The organism is Stenotrophomonas sp. OVS01A (genome assembly GCF_019969775.1).
Classification (GTDB): Bacteria; Pseudomonadota; Gammaproteobacteria; order Xanthomonadales; family Xanthomonadaceae; genus Stenotrophomonas; species Stenotrophomonas indicatrix.
In genome coordinates, this window is the sequence record NZ_JAHXYV010000001.1 from 401,131 (window position 1) to 421,210 (window position 20,080).

General features: G+C 66.6%; 13 protein-coding genes. 7 read left to right on the forward strand and 6 right to left on the reverse strand.

The features are described from left to right. Window positions 1–52: 52 nt before the first annotated feature. The 4 genes from mqo to LC407_RS01980 form a co-directional block, all read right to left on the reverse strand. Window positions 53–1,750, reverse strand: coding sequence for a malate dehydrogenase (quinone) (mqo, locus tag LC407_RS01965; protein WP_099783216.1), 1,698 nt, complete (start codon window positions 1,748–1,750; stop codon window positions 53–55). Between the two features lie 193 nt (window positions 1,751–1,943). Further along, window positions 1,944–2,390, reverse strand: coding sequence for a GNAT family N-acetyltransferase (locus tag LC407_RS01970; RefSeq protein WP_223482106.1), 447 nt, complete (start codon window positions 2,388–2,390; stop codon window positions 1,944–1,946). 79 nt (window positions 2,391–2,469) lie between these two features. Next, entirely contained in the window at window positions 2,470–3,054 is a 585-nt protein-coding gene (locus LC407_RS01975) for a hypothetical protein (protein ID WP_025873891.1), read from the reverse strand. Between the two features lie 102 nt (window positions 3,055–3,156). Continuing rightward, on the reverse strand, window positions 3,157–4,062 hold the full coding sequence (locus tag LC407_RS01980) for a LysR family transcriptional regulator ArgP (protein ID WP_025873890.1): 906 nt from the start codon (window positions 4,060–4,062) through the stop codon (window positions 3,157–3,159). 140 nt (window positions 4,063–4,202) lie between these two features. Here LC407_RS01980 and LC407_RS01985 point away from each other — a divergent pair, with 140 nt between their 5' ends. From LC407_RS01985 to LC407_RS02000, 4 genes are all read left to right on the forward strand, one after another. Next, the gene (locus LC407_RS01985) at window positions 4,203–4,838 is read left to right on the forward strand and encodes a LysE family transporter (RefSeq protein ID WP_025873889.1); all 636 of its coding nucleotides are present in this window, start codon (window positions 4,203–4,205) and stop codon (window positions 4,836–4,838) included. Window positions 4,839–5,001: 163 nt separating this feature from the next. Next, window positions 5,002–6,990: a S9 family peptidase gene (locus LC407_RS01990; RefSeq protein WP_223482107.1), complete on the forward strand. Its 1,989-nt coding sequence runs from the start codon at window positions 5,002–5,004 to the stop codon at window positions 6,988–6,990. A gap of 94 nt (window positions 6,991–7,084) precedes the next feature. Then, a complete protein-coding gene (locus LC407_RS01995; protein WP_223482108.1) occupies window positions 7,085–9,070 on the forward strand; it encodes a S9 family peptidase in 1,986 nt (661 codons plus the stop codon). Window positions 9,071–9,137: 67 nt separating this feature from the next. After that, entirely contained in the window at window positions 9,138–11,123 is a 1,986-nt protein-coding gene (locus LC407_RS02000) for a prolyl oligopeptidase family serine peptidase (RefSeq protein WP_223482109.1), read from the forward strand. A 55-nt stretch (window positions 11,124–11,178) separates the two neighbouring features. Here the strand turns inward: LC407_RS02000 and LC407_RS02005 are convergent, their stop codons facing one another. Together LC407_RS02005 and LC407_RS02010 are read right to left on the reverse strand one after the other, a co-directional pair. Then, window positions 11,179–12,933 carry an oligopeptide:H+ symporter gene (locus LC407_RS02005; RefSeq protein ID WP_033830614.1) on the reverse strand — a complete coding sequence of 585 codons (1,755 nt, stop codon included), beginning with the start codon at window positions 12,931–12,933 and terminating at the stop codon, window positions 11,179–11,181. A gap of 97 nt (window positions 12,934–13,030) precedes the next feature. After that, window positions 13,031–14,179 carry a heparan-alpha-glucosaminide N-acetyltransferase domain-containing protein gene (locus LC407_RS02010; RefSeq protein WP_223482110.1) on the reverse strand — a complete coding sequence of 383 codons (1,149 nt, stop codon included), beginning with the start codon at window positions 14,177–14,179 and terminating at the stop codon, window positions 13,031–13,033. Between the two features lie 200 nt (window positions 14,180–14,379). Between LC407_RS02010 and LC407_RS02015 the strand changes: the two genes are divergently transcribed. The 3 genes from LC407_RS02015 (at window position 14,380) to LC407_RS02025 (ending at window position 20,024) form a co-directional block, all read left to right on the forward strand. Next, a complete protein-coding gene (locus LC407_RS02015; RefSeq protein ID WP_025873881.1) occupies window positions 14,380–16,344 on the forward strand; it encodes an oligopeptide transporter, OPT family in 1,965 nt (654 codons plus the stop codon). Between the two features lie 234 nt (window positions 16,345–16,578). Further along, window positions 16,579–18,657 (forward strand): S9 family peptidase, encoded by a 2,079-nt coding sequence (locus LC407_RS02020; RefSeq protein ID WP_134832156.1) that lies wholly within the window; start codon window positions 16,579–16,581, stop codon window positions 18,655–18,657. A 128-nt stretch (window positions 18,658–18,785) separates the two neighbouring features. After that, window positions 18,786–20,024, forward strand: coding sequence for a DUF819 family protein (locus LC407_RS02025; RefSeq protein WP_223482111.1), 1,239 nt, complete (start codon window positions 18,786–18,788; stop codon window positions 20,022–20,024). The last annotated feature ends 56 nt before the right edge of the window (window positions 20,025–20,080 follow it).

A 20,080-nucleotide genomic window follows, 5' to 3' on the forward strand; every position in this document is an offset into this window, starting at 1 on the left:
CGCAGACGGCCACCCGAAGGTGGCCGTCCGCAGGCATCCGCCAAGCGCAGGCTTACAGCGCCTGCAGCTCTTCGTTGGCGTTGCGCTTTTCCTTGGCCGGGGCCGGCGCTGGCGCGGCCGTCGGTGCCAGTGCAGGCGTCGTACCTGCTTCCACCGGAACTTCCAGATAGGGCAGGTGCAGGGTCTGGCTGGTCAACGTGCGGATCTCGTTGGTCAGCGCGGCACTTTCGTTGAGCTTGCGGCCGTACGAGGGAACGATCTCGCGCAGGCGGGCTTCCCAACCGGCCTTCATCTGTTCCGGGAAGGCCTTGGCCATCAGGTCCAGCATGATCGGCGGCGAGGTCGAAGCGCCCGGCGAGGCACCCAGCAGCGCAGCGAGGGTGTGGTCCTTGTCGGTCACGATCTCGGTACCGAACTGCAGCACCGCGCCCTTCAGCGGATCACGCTTGATGATCTGCACGCGCTGGCCGGCGGTGACCAGCTTCCAGTCGCCCGGCTTGGCATTGGGGAAGTACTTGACCAGTTCGGCCTGGCGATCGGCATCGTTCAGGCGCGCCTGGCCCATCAGGTACTGCACCAGGTCTAGGTTGTCCTTGCCCACTTCCAGCATCGGGCCGACGTTGTTGTGGTTGACCGACGAATACAGGTCCCACCATGAGCCGTGCTTGAGGAACTTGGTGCTGTACAGCGCGAACGGCCCGAACAGGACCACCGGTTTGCCATCCAGCTTGCGCGCATCCAGGTGCGGCACCGACATCGGCGGCGAACCGGTCTCGGCCATGCCATAGGCCTTCACGCCATGGCGCGAGGTCACGTCCTGGCCCTGGAAGGCGAGGAACTGGCCGCCCACCGGGAAGCCGGCGTAGTCCTTCGATTCCGGGATGCCCGACATCTGCAGCAGCTTCAGCGCCGCGCCACCGGCACCGATGAACACGAAGCGGGCGTGGGTGGTCGATTCGGTGCCGGCCTTGAGATCCTTCACCGTCACGTTCCAGCTCTTGTCCGCGTTCTGCCGCAGTGCGCTGACCTCGTGGTTGAGGTGCAGGCCGAAGTTCGGGCTGTGCTGCAGGCCGGCGGTCAGCTGGCGGGTGATGACGCCGAAGTTGACGTCGGTGCCCAGCGGCATCCACGTTGCGGCAACCTTCTGCTTCGGGTCGCGGCCTTCCATCAGCAGCGGTGCCCACTGCTTGATCTGCGCCGGGTCCTCGGAGTACTGCATGCCGTAGAACAGCGGGTTCTTCACCAGCGCCTGCTGGCGCTTGTGCAGGTAGGCGATGTTGTCATCGCCCCAGACGAAGCTCATGTGCGGGGTCGGGTTGATGAAGTCGCTGGGCTGGCTCAGCCGCCCTTCCTTCACCTGGTGCGACCAGAACTGGCGCGAGACTTCGAACGATTCGGCGATGCCGACCGCGCGCTTGGTCTCGATGCTGCCATCGGGCAGTTCCGGGGTGTAGTTCAGTTCGGCGAATGCCGAGTGGCCGGTGCCGGCGTTGTTCCAGCCGTCCGAGCTTTCACCGGCGACGCCGTCGAGACGCTCGTAGACCTGGATGTTCCAGTCCGGCTGCAGTTCCTGCAGGTAGGTGGCCAGGGTGATGCTCATGATGCCGGCGCCGACCAGCACGACATCGACGGGCTTGTCGTTGTTCGCGGCGGGCACCGAGCGCTGGGTCAGCGGCCAGTACAGGAACAGCGCGGCCACCAGCAACAGCAGCACGAGCAGGGCGAGCAGGGCCTTGCCAAATTTCTTCATGGGGGCGGGATCGTTGGCGGGGAAGGGGGTCAGGATGCGCAAGAAACAGGGAAAGAGCGTGAAGAAACAACGCCTTGCAGCATTCCTGTGGCAATTTTAACCGCATCCGGTCCGATTTTGATGCAACGCAGCATCCGACGACTCGCGGCAGCCTCACCCGGTAGCGCCGGGCCACGCCCGGCGATGCCCTCGATCACGCCAGCTCAAGGATCTCGTCACCGGCCTCATCGATCTCGCCGGTCGCCTTCCAGCCCAGGTGCCGGTAGAAGCCATGGGAACGCGAGCGCGGGTCGGCTGAGCAGGCCAGGAACAGGCGGCTGTGGCCGGCATCGCGGCTCAGGCTGACCACGTCCTGCAGCAGTTGCCGGCCGATGCCACGCTTCTCGAATTCCGGCAGCAGGGCCAGCACCAGCACCTCGCCGCTTTCGCGGTCGGCAAAGCAGTAACCGGCCATCCGTTGGCCCTCCCAGGCGACGCGGCCAATCGAATCGCCATCGGCGATACCTGCGGCCCAGCTCTCTTCGGTGATGCCCAGTTCGGCCAGTTGCGCGGCACTGAAGGCGTTCTCGCGGGTGCGCCCGCGCAGGTCGATGCAGGCGGCGGCGTCATCGGGACGGGCATTGCGGTAGTGGATCGTCATCTGGGAAACCTGCGGTCGAATGGAACCGGGCGATTGTGGCCGACGCCTATGGAGATTGGATGGAGACCGGCGGCGCTCCTCACTCACTGCCGATGGTGAAGTACTCCGCCGCGAAGTAGCCCAGTTGATAGGCCAGCGTCGCTGCGGCCAGCCCCAGTTGCGCGCGCGTGCTGCGCAGATGCCAGCCCAGCGCGGCGACGATGAGCATCAGCACCGTATGCAGGGGGTAGGCCTCGCCCAGCAGCCGCCATCGGCTTCCCCCTTTGATCGCGGTATCCACAAGATCCAGAAGGGTCAATATCGCGACCACCCCGAAGATCCAGCGTCGACGCTGCATCAGGTAGTTGCCGTAACTGCCGTACTCGCGCAGGTCTTCGGGAAACAGCAGCGCGCACAGCAGGAACCAGGTCGCGCAGTAGGTGATCACGAACAGATAGATTTCAAACGTCCAGCGGTGTACTTCAACCAGGCGGAATTCCCACCACCAGAAGGTCACCAGCGATACCAGCGTCCACACCACCCAGCACAGGTGCAGCGCCGAACAGCCACGCCGCTGCGGGTGTTCGATGATCTGCGCCAGCCCCTTCAGCAGGGTGGTGATGGACAGGCCGAGGATGATCCCCATCACCACGCGGATATGCAGGAATACCGGTTCGGTTTCCATCGGTCAGCCCCCTCGTCGGTTGCACCGATGCTTGCATGAAAAGGGGGCGGAGGGGATCAAGGCGTTTGTAGCACAAGCGACTTGATCCTCTCCGTCCCCTCTTCAGCGCCTGCGCTGCACCAGTGCCGAGGCGGCGTCCAGCACTGCCCGGGTCAGCAGCGCCATCGTCTGCACGTCGCCTTTCCAGTGCTGCCAGTACAGCGGCACGTCTTCCCACGCTCGCTGCCGCACGTAGACCAGGCGCCCGGCGTCCAGATGGCGCTTGACCAGCGGCAGCGGGTTCATCGTCCAGCCCAGCCCGCCCAGATTGGCCTGCACGAAGGCGCGGGTGGAAGGAATCCACCATGTCGGCGCTGTGCTGGGCAGGTCGGCGCCGGCCATGCGCCGGGCAAAGCGCGACTGCATGTCGTCCTTGCGGTTGAACACCAGCACCGGTGCCTGCGCCAGCGCCTGTGCGGTCACGCCCTTGGCGAAGTGCTGCTCGCGGAACTCCGGCGTACAGGTGGCGGCGTAGCGGATGCTGCCCAGCGCGTGGATCTGGCAACCCTGCACCGGCTCGTCCAGGGTGGTCACGGCCCCCAGCACGGTGCCCTGGCGCAGCAGTTCGACGGTGTGGTCCTGGTCCTCCACCCGCAGGTCCAGGGTGGTGCCGGTGCCCTGCGCGAACTGCTGGGCGGCTTGTGGGAACCAGGTCTCCAGGCTGTCGTGGTTCACCGCTACGGGGATGCTGGCCTGCGGCAGGTCCTCGTCGGCCAGGCCCATCCGGTGCAGCGCGTCGTGCTCCAGCAGGGCGGTCTGCTCGGCCAGCTGCACCAGCAACTGGCCCTCGGCAGTCGCGGTCGCAGGCGTGCCGCGCTTGACCAGCAGGCGGCCGATGCGGTCTTCCAGTGCCTTGACCCGCTGCGAGATGGCCGAGGGGGTGACGTTGAGCGACTGCGCGGCACGGTCGAAGCTGCCTTCGCGGATCACCGCAGCCAGGGCCCGCAGCTGGGCATGGTCGATGCGCATGGCGATTAAGCTCCGCTAATGTTGGTTTAGTAAGTTTAGCTCGTCTTTTCTATGTTGCGGCGCGACAATGGCGCCCGTTCCGGTGCTGTCCGCCTTCGCGAGGCACCGCTCCCCCCAAGCAAGACAAGGTAGTGAATCCCATGTTCTCGGTCATCTCCGCCAGCACCGGCCTTGGTGCCTGGTTCAGTGGTGCGGCTACCGGCATCGGCCTGTTTGCCGTGGTCGGCGCCCAGAGCGCCTTCATCCTGCGCCAGGGCATCCTGCGCAAGCACATCGTGCCGGTGGTCGCCACCTGCGCGGCCATCGATGCAATCTTCATCTTCGCCAGCGTGGCCGGCCTGCGCACGCTCACCACCGCGCTGCCGTGGCTGACCACCGCCGTCCTCTGGACCGGTGTGGCCTTCCTGGCCTGGTATGCGATGAAGTCGGCACGCCGTGCGATCGCCGGTGGCGGTGGCATGGGCGAAGCCGACAGCGACGACGGCAGCCGTCGTGCGGTGCTGATGGCGGCGGTCGGCTTCTCGCTGATCAATCCGCACTTCTGGCTGGACATGATGGTGATCGGCTCCATCGCCGAGAACTTCGGCAATGCGCGCATGGCCTTCGCGGCCGGCGTGGTCACCGCCAGCTGCCTGTGGCTGACCGCGCAGGGCCTGGGCGCGCGCCTGCTTGCGCCGCTGTTCACCAAGCCCAGCACCTGGCGCGTGCTGGACGGCACCATCGCGGTGATCCTCAGCATCCTGGCCCTCACTCTGGCGGTGCGCGGGGTCCATTGACCCGGCGCACGCCCCCCGAACCCACGTCCTTACTCTCTCTCCAAGGTAGTGGCAACGACGGCACCGGCAACGGTGCCGTCGTTTTTTCTGCCCACTGGCGGCGCGCCCGCTTGCCTGCCTAGAATCGAGACTGCGGGCAGGGGGCCCGTTCTCAGGGGGAAGGATGCGCAGGATTATGCTTGCCGCGCTGCTGTGCGCGGTGGTGGGCGGGACGTCGGCGGGTACCGGCGGGGTGGACCTGGACCGCTACCTGCGGCAGGAAGCATTCGCCGACATCAAGATTTCGCCGGGTGGCGAGTACGTGGCTGCCACGGTTCCGATCGAGGCGGGTACGGCGCTGGCGATCTACCGGATCGCCGACATGAAGATGGTCGGCACCTTCCGCCCACCCCGCAACAACCACGCCCATACCTTCGACTGGGTAAGCAATGAACGCCTGCTGGTGGGCATGGCGCAGAAGCTGGGTGTGCTGGATCGACCGGCGCCCACCGGCGAGCTGTTCGGCATCAACGCCAACGGCAAGGGGGGAGAACTGCTGGTCGGCTACCGCACCGCTGAAACCGGACTGGGCACCAACATCAAGGTCAAGCCTGCGGGAATGGTGGCGGCTTTCCTCACCGATGAGTTGAAGGACGACGATCGCAACGTGCTGGTGGCGGTCACTCCGTTCACCGACAACGCGGCCACCCAGATCGAACGCATGGACGTGAGCACCGGTCGCCGCAACGCGGTCGCGCGCGCGCCGATCGCGCAGGCCGCCTTCACTACCGACGCCCGGGGCGAAGTGCGCTTCGCTTACGGCGTCGGACCTGACCAGAAAAAGAAGCTGTATTACCGCGCCGGTGCCAGCAGCGAATGGATACTGCTGCACGATGAGGCCTTGAACCCGCGCAACGAAGCGGCCATCGGCTTCTCGGCCGACGGCCGCCTGGCCTATCTGCAGGTGGAGCAGGCCGAAGGCCCCGACGTGATCGTCAGCTGGGACCCGCAGAGCAACGAGCGGCGAACGGTTCTGCGTGATGAGCTCGCCGACCCTGCACGCATCATCCACCGCCCCGGTACGCAGGTGCCGGTGGGCGCGCTGTTCATGGGCACTACCCCACGCACGCGCTTCTTCGATGAGACCTCGGAGGATGCCCGGCTTTATCGCAGCCTGGAAACCGCGCTGGGTGCTCCGGTATACATCACCTCCAGCACCCGCGACGGCAGCACTGTCCTGGTGGAATCCTGGTCGGGCCGCAATCCGGGTGATTTCTACCTGTATGACACGCTGGGCAAGCGCGCCCGGCACCTGATCAGCCGCAGCGACTGGATCGACCCGGCGCAGAGTGCCGACGTACGCGCCATCACCTTGCAGGCCCGCGACGGCCGCCCCCTGCATGGGTTCCTTACCGTGCCACCGGGGGTGCCGATGCGCGCGCTACCGATGGTGGTGGTGCCGCATGGCGGTCCGATCGGGGTCCTGGACGATGGCACGTACTCCACCGAGACGCAGATGCTGGCGGCCGCCGGCTATGCCGTGCTGCAGGTGAATTTCCGTGGCTCGGCCGGTTACGGGCGCGCACATGCGCAGGCTGCGCGCAAACAGTGGGGCGCGGCGATGCAGGATGATGTGACCGATGCCACGCGCTGGGCCATCGAGCAGGGAATTGCCGACCGTGAACGCATCTGCATCTATGGGGCCAGCTACGGCGCCTATGCGGCGCTGATGGGGACGGTGCGAGAGCCGGGTCTTTACCGTTGTGCGGCAGGTTACGTTGGCATCTACGACCTGCCCTTGATGTATGCGCGCGGGGATATCCAGAGTGATGAATCCGGGTTGATCTACCTGCGCGAGTGGCTGGGACGGCCCAAGGATCTTGTCGAACGCTCGCCGGTCAACCTGGCCGCGCAGGTTGGCGTGCCGGTGCTGCTGGCCGCCGGCCGCGAAGACCAGCGCGCACCGGTGCTGCATACCGAGCGGATGGAGGCGGCATTGAAGCAGGCCGGAACGCCTGTGCAGGCCCTGTACTACAAGAACGAAGGGCATGGGCTGTACAACCTGGCCAACCAGCGCGACTACTACGGCCACCTGCTGGCGTTCCTGTCGCGCAGCCTGGGCGGAGCAACGGCGCAGGTGACGGCCGCTGGCAATGCAGAGAAGGCGCCCTGAGTCCGGCGATGGCGCCTCGCCACTGGCGGAGCCATCGCGGGCCTGCCTAGAATCGGCGAATCTGGACAGGGTGTCCGGGCAGGGAGGGGGAAGGATGCGCAGGACTGTACTTGCCGCGCTGTTGTGCGCGGTGGTGGGCGGGACGTCGGCGGGTACCGGCGGGGTGGACCTGGAGAAGTACCTGAAACCGGAGTCGTTTTCGAACGTCAAGCTCTCGCCCGGCGGCGACTACGTTGCCGGCACGGTACCGCTGGACGATTCCACCGCGCTGGTCATCCTGCGCACGTCCGACCGCAAGCCTGCCGGCGTGTTCCGCCCGCAGGACAAGAACCACGCCAACACCTTTGAATGGGTGAGCAACGAGCGCCTGCTGGTCGGCCTGGCCGAGAAGCTCGGAGTACTCGATACGCCGCAGCCCACCGGTGAACTGTACGGGGTCAACGTCGATGGCAAGGGCGGGGAACTGCTGGTCGGCTACCGCGTGCAGGGGCGCGGGTTGGGCACGCGCATCCAGCCGAAGAAGGTGGAGGACGTCGCGGCCTTCCTCACCGACGAACTGGCGGGCGACGACCGCAATGTGCTGATCGCGGTATGGCCCTTCGCCGAGGACCCCTACACCCGGGTCGAGCGGCTTGACGTGGTCAGTGGGCGTCGCGTGCGCGTTTCCGGTTCACCCGTGCAGCGTGCCGATTTCACTACCGATCATCAGGGTGAAGTGCGCTTCGCCCACGGCGCAGCGTCGGACAACGTCAACAAGCTCTACTACCGCGCCGGGACCAATGCGCAGTGGTCGCTGGTCAATGACGAGTCGCTGAGCCACCGGATAGAAACCGCAATCGGCTTCTCCGAAGATGGCGCGCTGGCCTATCTGCAGGTCGAGCAGCCCACCGGGCCCGATGCCATCGTCAGCTGGAATCCGCAGACCGGCCAACGGCGCGAGGTGCTGCGCGATGGCGTGGTCGATCCCTACGCGATCATCTTCCGCCCGGGCACCCGCGTGCCGGTGGGCGCGCTGTTTGCTGGCGATGCACCGCGCACGCGGTTCTTCGATGAGAAGGGCGCCGATGCCCGTCAGTACCGCAGCCTTGAAGCGGCGTTCGGCGGCCCGGTGTTCATCACCTCCAGTACCCGCGATGGCGGCAAGGTGGTAGTGCAGACGTGGTCCGGCAGCAATCCCGGGGATTTCTACCTGTTCGACACCCGCGCAAAGGCGGCCGAGCATCTGCTCAGCCGCAGCGAATGGATCGACCCGAAACTGGCCGCCACCGTGCGTCCGTTCTCGCTGAAGGCGCGCGATGGACTGCCGCTGCACGGCTTCCTGACCCTGCCGCCGGGCAGCGAAGGGCGCAATCTGCCATTGGTCGTGCTGCCGCACGGTGGCCCCTTCGGCGTATTCGATGAGGGCAGCTACAGCAACGAGCCGCAGATGCTGGCGGCGGCAGGGTATGCCGTGTTGCAGGTCAACTTCCGTGGTTCGGCCAACTATGGCCGCGCGTTCACCCAGGCGGGTGCGAAGCAGTGGGGCGCGGCCATGCAGGACGATGTGACCGACGCCACCCGCTGGGCCATCGCAGAGGGCATCGCCGACAGCAACCGCATCTGCATCTATGGGGCCAGCTACGGTGCGTATGCCGCGATGATGGGGCCGATTCGCGAACCCGGGCTGTACCAGTGCGCGGCCGGCTACGTCGGTGTGTACGACCTGCCGCTGATGTTCAGTGGTGAGGCACAGTTGAGCGATTCGGCCATGGCCTGGCAGCGCGAATGGGTAGGCGATCCGAAGACACTGGGAACCCGTTCGCCGGTGAACCTGGCCGCGCAGCTGAAAGTGCCGGTGTTCCTGGCCGCTGGCGGCGAAGACACGCGTGCGCCGATCAAGCACACCGAGCGCATGGAGGCAGCGCTGAAGGCGGCCGGCTCACCGGTGGAGAGCCTGTACTACCGCACCGAAGGGCACGGTTTCCACCGGCCTGAGCACCAGCGCGAGTACTACAGCAGGCTGCTGGCCTTCCTGTCACGCAGCCTGGGCGGTGGCACCGCCAGCACCAGCGCGAGCGCAGGCGCCGACAAGGCGCCGTAAGGCAGGCGAGCCGCGCGCCGCGGACCCGGTACCGGGCAGGGGGATGCCCGGCTTGAAGGAGAACGTCATGAAACATGCAACGGTGCTGGCCGCATTGATGGCCATCTGCGGCGTGGGTGGGGCGGAGGCTGCGGAGGTTTCGCTGGACGGCTACGTACGCCGCGCGGAGTTCAATGACATCCAGCTCTCGCCCACCGGCGAATACCTGGCCATGACCTTGCCACTGGACGGCGCAACTGCCGTGGCGGTGCTGCGTACCGACACGATGGAACTGGTCGGCAATTTCCGGCCGCCACGCAACAATCATGCAGCCGAGGTCGACTGGGTGAGTGACACCCGCCTGCTCATCGGCCTGGCCGAGAAATGGGGGCCACTGGACCAGCCACGGCCGACCGGCGAACTGTATGCCATCGATGCCAATGGCAAGCGCGGTGATCTGCTGGTCGGTTACCGTGCGCGCCCGGACGAGCCCGGCTTCGTGACCGGACGGGTGGCCGAGCAGGTCGCTGCATTCCTGGCCGATCCGCTGGCTGCCGACGAGCGCAACGTGTTGATCTCGCTGTGGCCATTTGCCAACGACACCAATACGCGGTTGGAACGGATGGATGTCATCACCGGGCGCCGCGTCCTGGTCTCGCGCTCGCCGGTGCAGCGCGCAACGTTCACCACCGACAATCAAGGTGAACTGCGCTTCGCCCACGGTGCCGCCGCCGACAACGTCAACAAGCTCTACTATCGCCAGGACCGCGATCGCTGGACCCTGGTCAACGACGAAGGCAACAGCCATCGCATCGAACGCCCGATCGGCTTCTCCGCCGACAACCGGCTGGCCTACCTGGTGGTGGAGCAGGCCCGCGGCCCCGATACGGTGGTCAGCTGGGATCCGGTCAGCGGAGAACGGCGTACGCTGCTGCAGGACGACACCGTCGACCCCACCCGCGTGGTCTACCAGCCCGGCACGCGCGTGCCGGTGGGTATCCAGTTCGTCGGCGCTGTCACGCGCACCGCCTTTTTCGATGAGCAGTCGCCGACCGCCAGCACCCAGCGCCGGCTTGAAAAGGCGTTTCCCGGGCAGGTGGTGAGCCTGCTCACCGGCACCCGCGACAACGCGCGTCTGCTGGTGAAGGTGAGCTCTGCGACCAATCCCGGCGACTATTTCCTATACACCACCGCCACCCGCAACGCCGCGTTCCTCACCAGCCGCCATCGCTGGTTTGATCGCGATGGCGGTGCCAGCGTTCGCCCGATCACCCTGGCTGCGCGGGACGGCCTGCCGCTGCATGGCTTCCTGACCCTGCCCAAGGGCAGTGAAGGCAACAACCTGCCGATGGTGGTGGTCCCGCATGGTGGCCCGATCGGCGTGTTCGATGATGGTGGTTTCGAGCGCGAGAACCAGTTGCTGGCCGACGCCGGCTACGCGGTGCTGCAGGTCAACTTCCGCGGCTCGGGCAACTACGGCCGTGCACATACCCAGGCCGCTGCCCGGCAATGGGGCCGCGCGATGCAGGACGATGTGACCGACGCCACCCGCTGGGCGATCAGCCAAGGCATCGCCGACAGCGCACGCATCTGCATCTACGGTGCCAGCTACGGTGCGTACTCGGCCATGATGGGCGCTGTGCGCGAGCCGGGGCTGTACCGCTGCGCGGCAGGCTATGTGGGGGTGTACGACCTGCCGTTGATGTTCAAACGCGGCGACATCCAGGATCGCGCCTCCGGCGTGACCTATCTGCAGGAGTGGCTGGGTGATCCGGCCACGCTGGCGGCGGTGTCGCCGGTGAATCTTGCGGCGAGCATCAAGGTGCCCGTGCTGCTGGCCGCTGGTCGCGAAGATCTGCGCGCCCCGGTGCAGCACACCGAACGCATGGAAGCTGCATTGAAACAGGCCGGCGTGCCCGTGGAAGCGCTGTATTACCCGCGCGAGGGGCATGGACTGTACGCCGAGGCCAACCAGCGCGACTACTACAGCCGATTGCTTGCCTTCCTGTCACGCAGCCTGGGCGGTAGCACGGCTGCCGCCGCGACGTCTTCCGACAAGGGCAAGGCGCCCTGAAACACGCGCGGCGGCGACCCAAGTGGTGGCCGCCGCGGCATCCTGCCGCCGGGCGTTACTTCACCCCATGCATCATCCGCTTCAACAGCGGCGCAGCGATGAAGGCCAGCAACGCGCAGCCCAGGCCGATCCACATCAGCAGCCAGAACAGGTGCGCATAGGCACCGGCCGCAGCGGCCATGTCCAGCGTTTCGCCCTCAGGTACGTCGATCGCCGCCAGCTTGCCGAACAGCGCGGCCAGTGTTTCGGAGAAGGCCGTCGCCAGGAACCAGGTGCCCATCATCAGGCTCATCACCCGTGGCACCGCCAGCTGGGTGACCGCCGACAGGCCGACCGGCGACAGGCACATCTCGCCGCTGGCCAGCAGGAAGTAGGCCAGCACCAGCCACCAGACGCTGGCCATCTCGCCGGTGGCACCAACGTGCTGCGCGGCCAGCGCCAGCGGTACGAACGACAACGCACCGATCACCAGGCCCCAGGCCGACTTCACCGGCTTGCCCGGTTCCCAGCCACGGCGGTCCATCCAGGTCCACAACGCGGCGAAGGCCGGCGCCAGCAGCACCAGGAACAGACCGCCGAGGTAGGTCAGCGAACCGGCGGTCTGCGGAATCACCAGGCAGTCGCGTACCAGCAGCACCAGCATCAGCGCGACGATGGCGATGAAGAACGTGCGCGGCGCGGACGAGCCGGGGCGACGCTCGGACAGGCGCGCGCTGACCACGAAGCCCAGCGGTGCCAGCAGCAGCGAGAGGATCGACCACGGCAGCGGTGAGCCTTCGCGGATCACCAGCGCCGGCACGATGTCCTTGGTCAGCAGGCGGTCGGTGAAGGTCACCCACGAGCCATACGACTGCTCGTACATCGTGAAGAACACCAGCGCCATGAAGATCAGCACCATCAGCGCGACCATCTGCTGGCGCTGCACCGGCGTGCACTGGGTGCCGGTGAACCAGGCGAACCAGACCAGCACGCCGCCCAGCACCACCAGCATCAGCATCAGCGCCAGGCTGATTTCACCGCCAAGCGCGAAGGCACCGTTGCCGGCCGCCCACATCAGCCAGGCCACCGGCAGCACGCCGATCACCGCGCACAGGTAGATCAGCCATTCGCGCGGCAGGCCCAGCACCTTCTGCTTCAAGGTCGCCGGTTGCGGCGGCTCGGCGTGGCCCTGCAGGTATTTCTGGCCCCACAGGAACATCGCCAGGCCGGCCAGCATGCCGATGCCGGCCGCACCGAAGCCGTACTTCCAACCGTAGACCTCGCCCAGGAAACCGCACACCAGCGAAGAGAACAGGGCGCCCAGGTTGATGCCGGCATAGAACAGCGAGAAGCCCGAATCGCGGCGTGGATCGTCCTGCGGGTAGAGCTTGCCGACGATGGTGGAGATGTTCGGCTTGAGGAAGCCGACGCCCATGATGATCAGCGCCAGCGACAGGTAGGTCACGGCCAATGCCGAGGTGTCGCGCACTACTTCGCCATTGACCCGGTATGCAGCGTGGCCCTCGAAGGCCATGCCGAGGTGGCCGAGCACCAGCAGGATGCCGCCAAACAGCACCGCCCGGCGCATGCCCAGCCAGCGGTCGGCCAACATGCCGCCGAACACCGGGATGCAGTACACCAGCCCGCCGTAGGCGCCGAGCAGGTCCAGCCCAGCCTTGTCGCCGAACAGGTGGTACTTGGTGAGGTACAGCAGCAGCAGCGCCTTCATGCCGTAGAAGGAGAAGCGCTCCCACATTTCGGTGAAGAAGCAGACGTAGACGCCCTTGGGATGGCCGAGGAAGTCGTCGGAAGCGATAGCAGTGGAATTCATCGCGGAATTATAGGCGTGCGCTGCAGGCGCGCGCCGGGTAGCACCGGGCCATGCCCGGCGGTCCTGCGCAACGCCGGGCATGGCCCGGCGCTACCGTTCACAGGTACCGCAGCCAGGCCAGGTCGCGTCGGCGCGCCTTGAACCGCGCGAACGCCCGCGTCGGTGGGTACAGCACCACCGCCAGCGCGCAGGCCACCAGCAACAGGCCGGCCACCGAGTCCAGTGCATACAGGCAACCGTGGGTCGGGCCCCAGGTCTTCAGGGCCGCCAGGTACAGCAGCTTCAGCACGTACAGGTGCAGCAGATAGAAGAACATCGGCGCTGCGCCGATATCGGCCAGCGGGCGCAGCGCACGCGCCAGCGGCGGCCACTCGTACAGCCGCAACAGCAGCAGGCCCACGCCCAGGGTCAGCAGCAGGAACTGCAGCGAGGGCGGGTACTTGGTGATGTTGAACACGCTCATCAAAGTGCGCAGCGTGGTCTGCTGGTACTGCCACGGCGTGTCGCCATAGCCGTTGGCGAAGCGCAGCAGGGCGAAGGCGGCCAGTGCGCCCAGCCCGGACCACAGCAGCCGCTGCCGGCGCTGCTGCGGGTCGCTGCCGGCAGCGAACCACGGCGCCATCAGGTAGCCCAGCGCGATCACCCCGATCCACGGCAGCACGGGATAGGAGGTACGCAGGCTCAACTGCCCAGCCTCGATCCAGTCGCGCTGGTGCAGCACCTTCCACAGCACTGCGAGGGCGCCGTCGCCCTGCACCCGTACGCCGTCCAGCAGGTTGTGGCCGACCACCAGCGTCACCGCCAGAACGGCCAGCAGCGGCCGCGGCAGCCACAGCAGACCGGCCAGCGCGATCATGCTCAGGCCGATCGCCCATATCACCTGCAGGTACACCGTCTCCGGCGGCCACTGGAAGGTCCAGGCGACGTTGACCAGGGTCAGTTCCAGCACCACCAGGAACAGGCCGCGCTTGAGCAGGAAAGCCGCAATGGCACGGCGCGGATCGGCATGGCGCTGGCCGTACAGCCAGGCCGACAGGCCGGTCAGCAGCACGAACACCGGCGCGCACAGGTGGGCCAGCAGGCGGCAGGCGAACAGGGCAGGGGACACCGTCGCCGCGTCCATCGGATCGCTGACCTGATGCTGCAGGAAGAACGTCTCGCGCACGTGGTCGAGCAGCATCAGCAGCATCACGGTGCCGCGCAACTGGTCGATGGAGGCCAGCCGGGAGGAGGGGAAGGAGGACATGCGGTGGGTGGGTACAGGTCAATCGAAAGTTATAACATATCGTTTGCGGAGTGCCCACTCGGGCTTTGCCGCATTAGTTGGCTGGGGGTGCCGCTGAGGGCCCGTGCCTGTTCCAGCTGCAACCCCTATCCTTTGGCACGCTGGACTTGCTGCCCCCTGAACGCTAGCGTGACAGGGATTTTTTGCCAGCAGGGGCTTTCATGAACCATGACGCTGCGCCCAAGCAGCTCACTTTCCGCGCGGTGGTCCTGGCCATCGTGCTGGCGGTGGTGCTGTCGGCCGCAAACGCCTACCTCGGTCTGTTCGCAGGCCTGACCATCGCCACCGCGATTCCCGCCGCGGTCATTTCCATGGGCGTGCTGCGCCTGTTGGGTGGCGGTTCGATACTTGAGAACAACATCGTGCAGACCGGCGCCTCGGCCGGTTCGTCGATCGCCGCCGGTGTGATCTTCACCATCCCCGCGCTGGTGATCATGGGCTACTGGCCGGACTTCAAGTACTGGTGGGTGCTGGGCATCGCCGGTCTCGGTGGCCTGCTGGGCGTGCTGTTCTCGGTGCCGCTGCGCCGTTCGATGATCGTCGAAGATCCGCTTCCGTTCCCGGAAGGCAAGGCTGCGGCCGAAGTGCTCAAGGCCGGTGAGAACCCGGGCCCGGGCCTGAAGATCCTCGGTCTGTCGGCGGTGATCGGTGCGTTCGTGAAGCTGGCCGCGGAAAGCGGCATGCGCCTGATCCCGGACGCCTGGGCCACTTCGGCCTATGTCGGCAGCTCCAAGGTCACCGCCTTCATCGGCACCAACCTGTCGCCCGCACTGCTGGGCGTGGGCTACATCGTCGGCCTCAACGTCGGCATCGTGGTGGTGTCCGGCTCGATCCTGACCTGGCACATCGCCATCCCGATCTACCAGGCGTTCTTCATGAACACCGATCCGGCGCTGGCCGCCTCGATCGCCACCGCCTCGTCCACCGAAGCGGCGTTCGCCATCTGGGGCGCGAAGATGCGCTACCTCGGTGTCGGCGCGATGCTGATCGGCGGCATCTGGACCCTGATCTCGCTGCGCAAGTCGCTGCTCAACGGCGTCAAGAGTGGCTTTGCGGCCGCGCGCAAGAGCGGTGGCCCGGTGCTGGCGCACACCGAGCGCGACCTGCCGATGAAGTGGATGCTGGTGGCGCTGGTGGTGTTCACCCTGCCGCTGCTGGCGCTGTACCAGGCCATCGTCGGCCAGTGGCATGTGTCGATCCCGATGACCCTCATCATGATCGTCGCCGGCTTCCTGTTCGTTTCGGTGTCGGCCTACCTGGCCGGCCTGATCGGTTCGTCCAACAACCCGGTCTCGGGCATCACCATCTCCACCATCCTGTTCGCTTCGGCGGTGCTGGTGCTGCTGCTGGGCAAGGATGGCCTGCAGCCGGTCGGTGCCTTCGGTGCGCCGCTGGGTGCGGTGGCCGCGATCATGATCGGCGCGGTGGTGTGCTGTGCCGCCGCCGTCGGTGGCGACAACCTGCAGGACCTCAAGGCCGGCTACATCGTCGGTGCCACCCCGTGGAAGCAGCAGCTGATGCTGGGCATCGGCGCGTTCTCGTGCGCGCTGATCATGGCCCCGGTGCTGAACCTGCTGGCCACCGCCTACGGCATCGGCGTCAAGTCCGAGCTGCACCCGAATGCGCTGGCCGCACCGCAGGCCAACCTGATGGCGTCGGTGGCCAAGGGCCTGTTCGGTGGCGAGCTGCCGTGGACCTTCATCGGCATCGGTGCCGTGGTCGGTGCCGCCATCATCGCGTTCGACAGCTGGCTGAAGTCGCGCAACTCGCGTTTCCGCGTGCCGGTGCTGGCCGCGGCGATCGGCATCTACCTGCCGCTGGAACTGATGGTGCCGATCTTCCTCGGTGGCCTGATCTCCTACCTGGTCGAGCGCTTCCACAAGGTGCGCGCCGATGACGAAGAGGGCCGCGACCGCGTGCACAAGCCGGGCGTGCTGTTCGCTGCCGGCCTGATCACCGGCGAGGCGCTGATGGGTATCGCCATCGCCGTGCCGATCGTGGTCAGCAGCCGTGCCGACGTGCTGGCCGTGCCGTTCCACCTGCCGGCCGCGCAGTGGATCGGCCTGGCCGTGCTGTTCCTGGTCGGCTGGCTGATCTACCGCACCGGCAAGCGCGCCGTGGCATGACGCCCACGGGGTCGGATCCCTTCCCGCAGGGAAGGGCTCTGACCCCATGCTGGCAGCGTCTGGGGTCAGAGCCGATTCCCATGGAATCGGATCCGACCCCGACCTCCGACAAACCGCGCTACGGCGCGGTTTGCTTTTTCTGGCGGCAGCTCAGCCACGGCCATGACCGATGGCCTTGGCAGGCCCGGCCGCGCAGGCCTACCATCGGTTTTTTGCCGTCCTGCGGAGACTCCGATGAAACTGCGTCATGCCCTGTTGCCACTGAGCCTGCTGGCTGCCCTGCCCAGCGTCGCCGCTGCCCGTGGCCTGGAAGTCCGCGACATGGTGGCCATGGACCGCGTCTCCGCGCCGGTATTGACCGCCGACGGCGGCACCGTGGTGTTCGCCAAGCGCAGCACCGATGCCAACCTCAAGGCCAGCACCGCACTGTTCGCGCGCAACCTGCGCACCCGCGACGCGGCACCGCCGAAGCAGATCACGCCGGCTGGCTGGAACGTCAACTCTGCATCGCTGTCGGCCGATGGCCAGACCGTGTACTTCCTCAGCGCCAGGAACGGCAGCCAACAGCTGTACGCACAGCCGATCAGTGGCGGCGCCCCGCGCCAGCTGACCGACTTCCCGGTGGACGTGGACAGCTACCACGTGTCGCCGCAGGACGACCGCGTGCTGTTCAGCGCCGGCGTGTTCCAGGCCTGTGCCTCGGACCTGGCCTGCACCGAAAAGAAGCTGAAGGACGTGGAAGGCGCCAAGGCCAGCGGCAAGGTCTTCGATTCGCTGTTCGTGCGCCACTGGGATACCTGGAACGACGGCCGCCGCAACACCCTGTTCGTCGCCCCGTTGCCGGCAGCCAAGGCCGGTGCGGTCAAGGGCGCTTCGGCGCTGAGCGCGACCATCGACGGCGACGCTCCGTCCAAGCCGTTCGGTGGCAATGACGATTTCGCCTGGTCGCCGGATGGCAGCAGCGTGGTCGCCAGCATCCGCGTGGCCGGCAAGCAGGAGCCGTGGTCGACCAACTTCGACCTGTACCGCTTCGATGCCGCCGGCAAGCAGGCGCCGGTCAACCTGACCGCGTCCAACCCGGCCTGGGATGCCGGCCCGGTGTTCAGCGCCGACGGCAAGACCCTGTTCTACCGCGCGATGAAGCGCCCAGGCTTCGAGGCGGACCGCTTCGGCCTGATGGCGATGGACCTGGCCAGCGGCAAGACGCGCGAGATCGCGCCGCAGTGGGACCGTTCGGCCGGCGGCATCGCTCTGTCTGCAGACGGCGCCAGCATCTACACCACCGCCGACGACCTTGGCGAGCACCCGCTGTTCCAGATCGACGTGGCCAGCGGCAAGGCCACCAAGCTGATCGGCGATGGCAGCGTCACCGCCGTCGACGTGGCCGGCAACAGCGTGGCCATCACCCGCAACAGCCTGAAGAGCAACGACCAGGTGCTGGTCGGCCTGCTGCCTGCCGCAGGTGAGCCGATCGGCGCGCTGCGCGCGCTGACCCCGGCCGCTGGCGAAGTGCTGAAGGATGTGAGCTTCGGCGACTACGAGCAGTTCGAGTTCAAGGGCTGGAACAACGACACCGTGCACGGCTATGTGGTCAAGCCGCACAACTACCAGGAAGGCAAGTCCTACCCGGTTGCGTTCCTGATCCATGGCGGCCCGCAGGGCAGCTTCGGCAATGGCTGGAGCTACCGCTGGAACCCGCAGACGTACGCAGGCCAGGGCTACGCTGTGGTGATGATCGACTTCCACGGCTCCACCGGTTACGGCCAGGCCTTCACCGATGCGATCAGCCAGCACTGGGGTGACCGTCCGCTGGAAGACCTGCAGAAGGGCTGGAGCGCGGCGCTGAAGAAGTACGACTTCCTCAACGGTGACAAGGCCTGCGCACTGGGTGCCAGCTACGGCGGCTTCATGGTCAACTGGATCGCCGGCAACTGGAACAGCCCGTTCAAGTGCCTGGTCAACCATGACGGTGTGTTCGACCAGCGCATGATGGGCTATGCCACCGAAGAACTGTGGTTCACCGAGTGGGAGCAGGGCGGTACCCCGTACCAGAAGGCGGCGAACTACGAGAAGTTCAACCCGGTCAACCACGTGGCTGACTGGAAGAAGCCGATCCTGGTGATCCACGGCCAGCAGGACTTCCGCATTCCGGTCGAGCAGGGCCTGGCTGCATTCACTGCGGCCCAGCGCCAGGGCATCGAGTCGAAGTTCCTGTACTTCCCGGACGAGAACCACTGGGTGCTGAAGCCGAACAACAGCATCCTGTGGCATGACACCGTCAACGCCTGGCTGAAGCAGCACATCGGCGAGTAAGCGATACCGGCGCCGCCCTTGTGGCGGCGCCCGGCTTTCCGGTAGTGCCGGCCGCTGGCCGGCAACTGCACGTTGCGACCTACCTAAATGGGTTGCCGGCCAGCGGCCGGTACTACCAGGATGCCTGCATGCCCTCGACTGCCCTGATCCAGAACGACATCGTCGTCTTCGGCCTGATCGCCGCCACCCTTGGCGCCGTGTTCTGGACCGCTTCGCGCGAGCAGGGCCTGTGGAAGCGCTTCTATACCTTCGTGCCGGCGCTGCTGCTGTGCTATCTGCTGCCGGGCATCTACAACACGTTCGGCCTGATCGACGGGCAGAACACCAAGCTGTACAACCCGGTCGCGCGTGACATCCTGCTGCCGGCGGCGCTGATCCTGCTGACCCTGGCCGTGGACATCAAGGGCATTCTGCGGCTGGGGCCGAAGCTGGTGCTGATGTACCTGGGCGCCTCGGCCAGCATCATGCTGGGTGCCGTGGTGGCGTTCCTGGTGATGCGTGCGATCCATCCCGATACCGTCGCCGGTGATACCTGGGCCGGCATGGCGGCGCTGGCCGGCAGCTGGATCGGCGGCGGTGCCAACATGCTGGCCATGCGCGAAGTGTTCGATGTCAACGCGACCACGTTCGGCCAGTTCGCGGTGGTCGATGTGGGTGTTGGCTACGTGTGGATGGCGGCGTTGATCTTCATGGCTGGGCGCGCGGCGAAGATCGATGCACGCAGCGGTGCCGATACCTCCGGCATCGACGAGCTGAAGGAGCGCATCGCACGCTTCCAGGCCGAGCATGAGCGCATTCCCAGCCTGACCGATCTGATGCTGATCGTGGCCGTGGCCTTCGGTGGCGTCGGCCTGGCCCATGCCATCGGCGCGCCGCTGGCGGCCTGGTTCAAGGTCCACGTCAGCTGGGCATCGCAGTTCAGCCTGGATGCGCCGTTCGTGTGGGTGGTGGTGCTGTCGACCACGCTCGGCCTGGGCCTCAGCTTCACCCGTGCACGTACGCTGGAAGGCGCGGGCGCCTCGCGCCTGGGCTCGCTGCTGCTGTACTTCCTGATCGCCTGCATCGGCATGCAGATGGATCTGCTGGCGTTGCTGGATCGCCCGTGGCTGTTCCTGCTCGGCATCATCTGGATCAGCGTGCACATCGTGCTGCTGTGGTGCCTGGGCAAGCTGTTGAAGGTGCCGTTCTTCTACTTCGCCATCGGTTCGCAGTCGAACATCGGCGGCCCGGCCTCGGCACCGGTGGTGGCCGCTGCGTTCCATCCAGCGTTGGCGCCGGTAGGCGTGCTGCTGGGTACGATGGGCTATGCCACCGGCACCTATCTGGCGTATGTGGTCGGCATCACCCTGCGCGCGCTGGCCACGTGACCCACGGTGGCGCCGGGCCATGCCCGGCGAACCCCATCGCGGCGGCGGATGTGCAT

Coding starts and splice junctions, on each gene's coding strand:
- mqo (WP_099783216.1), bottom strand. CDS start 1,750: ATGAAGAAATTTGGCAAGGCCCTGCTCGCCCTGCTCGTGCTGCTGTTG.
- LC407_RS01970 (WP_223482106.1), bottom strand. CDS start 2,390: ATGACGATCCACTACCGCAATGCCCGTCCCGATGACGCCGCCGCCTGC.
- LC407_RS01975 (WP_025873891.1), bottom strand. CDS start 3,054: ATGGAAACCGAACCGGTATTCCTGCATATCCGCGTGGTGATGGGGATC.
- LC407_RS01980 (WP_025873890.1), bottom strand. CDS start 4,062: ATGCGCATCGACCATGCCCAGCTGCGGGCCCTGGCTGCGGTGATCCGC.
- LC407_RS01985 (WP_025873889.1), top strand. CDS start 4,203: ATGTTCTCGGTCATCTCCGCCAGCACCGGCCTTGGTGCCTGGTTCAGT.
- LC407_RS01990 (WP_223482107.1), top strand. CDS start 5,002: ATGCGCAGGATTATGCTTGCCGCGCTGCTGTGCGCGGTGGTGGGCGGG.
- LC407_RS01995 (WP_223482108.1), top strand. CDS start 7,085: ATGCGCAGGACTGTACTTGCCGCGCTGTTGTGCGCGGTGGTGGGCGGG.
- LC407_RS02000 (WP_223482109.1), top strand. CDS start 9,138: ATGAAACATGCAACGGTGCTGGCCGCATTGATGGCCATCTGCGGCGTG.
- LC407_RS02005 (WP_033830614.1), bottom strand. CDS start 12,933: ATGAATTCCACTGCTATCGCTTCCGACGACTTCCTCGGCCATCCCAAG.
- LC407_RS02010 (WP_223482110.1), bottom strand. CDS start 14,179: ATGTCCTCCTTCCCCTCCTCCCGGCTGGCCTCCATCGACCAGTTGCGC.
- LC407_RS02015 (WP_025873881.1), top strand. CDS start 14,380: ATGAACCATGACGCTGCGCCCAAGCAGCTCACTTTCCGCGCGGTGGTC.
- LC407_RS02020 (WP_134832156.1), top strand. CDS start 16,579: ATGAAACTGCGTCATGCCCTGTTGCCACTGAGCCTGCTGGCTGCCCTG.
- LC407_RS02025 (WP_223482111.1), top strand. CDS start 18,786: ATGCCCTCGACTGCCCTGATCCAGAACGACATCGTCGTCTTCGGCCTG.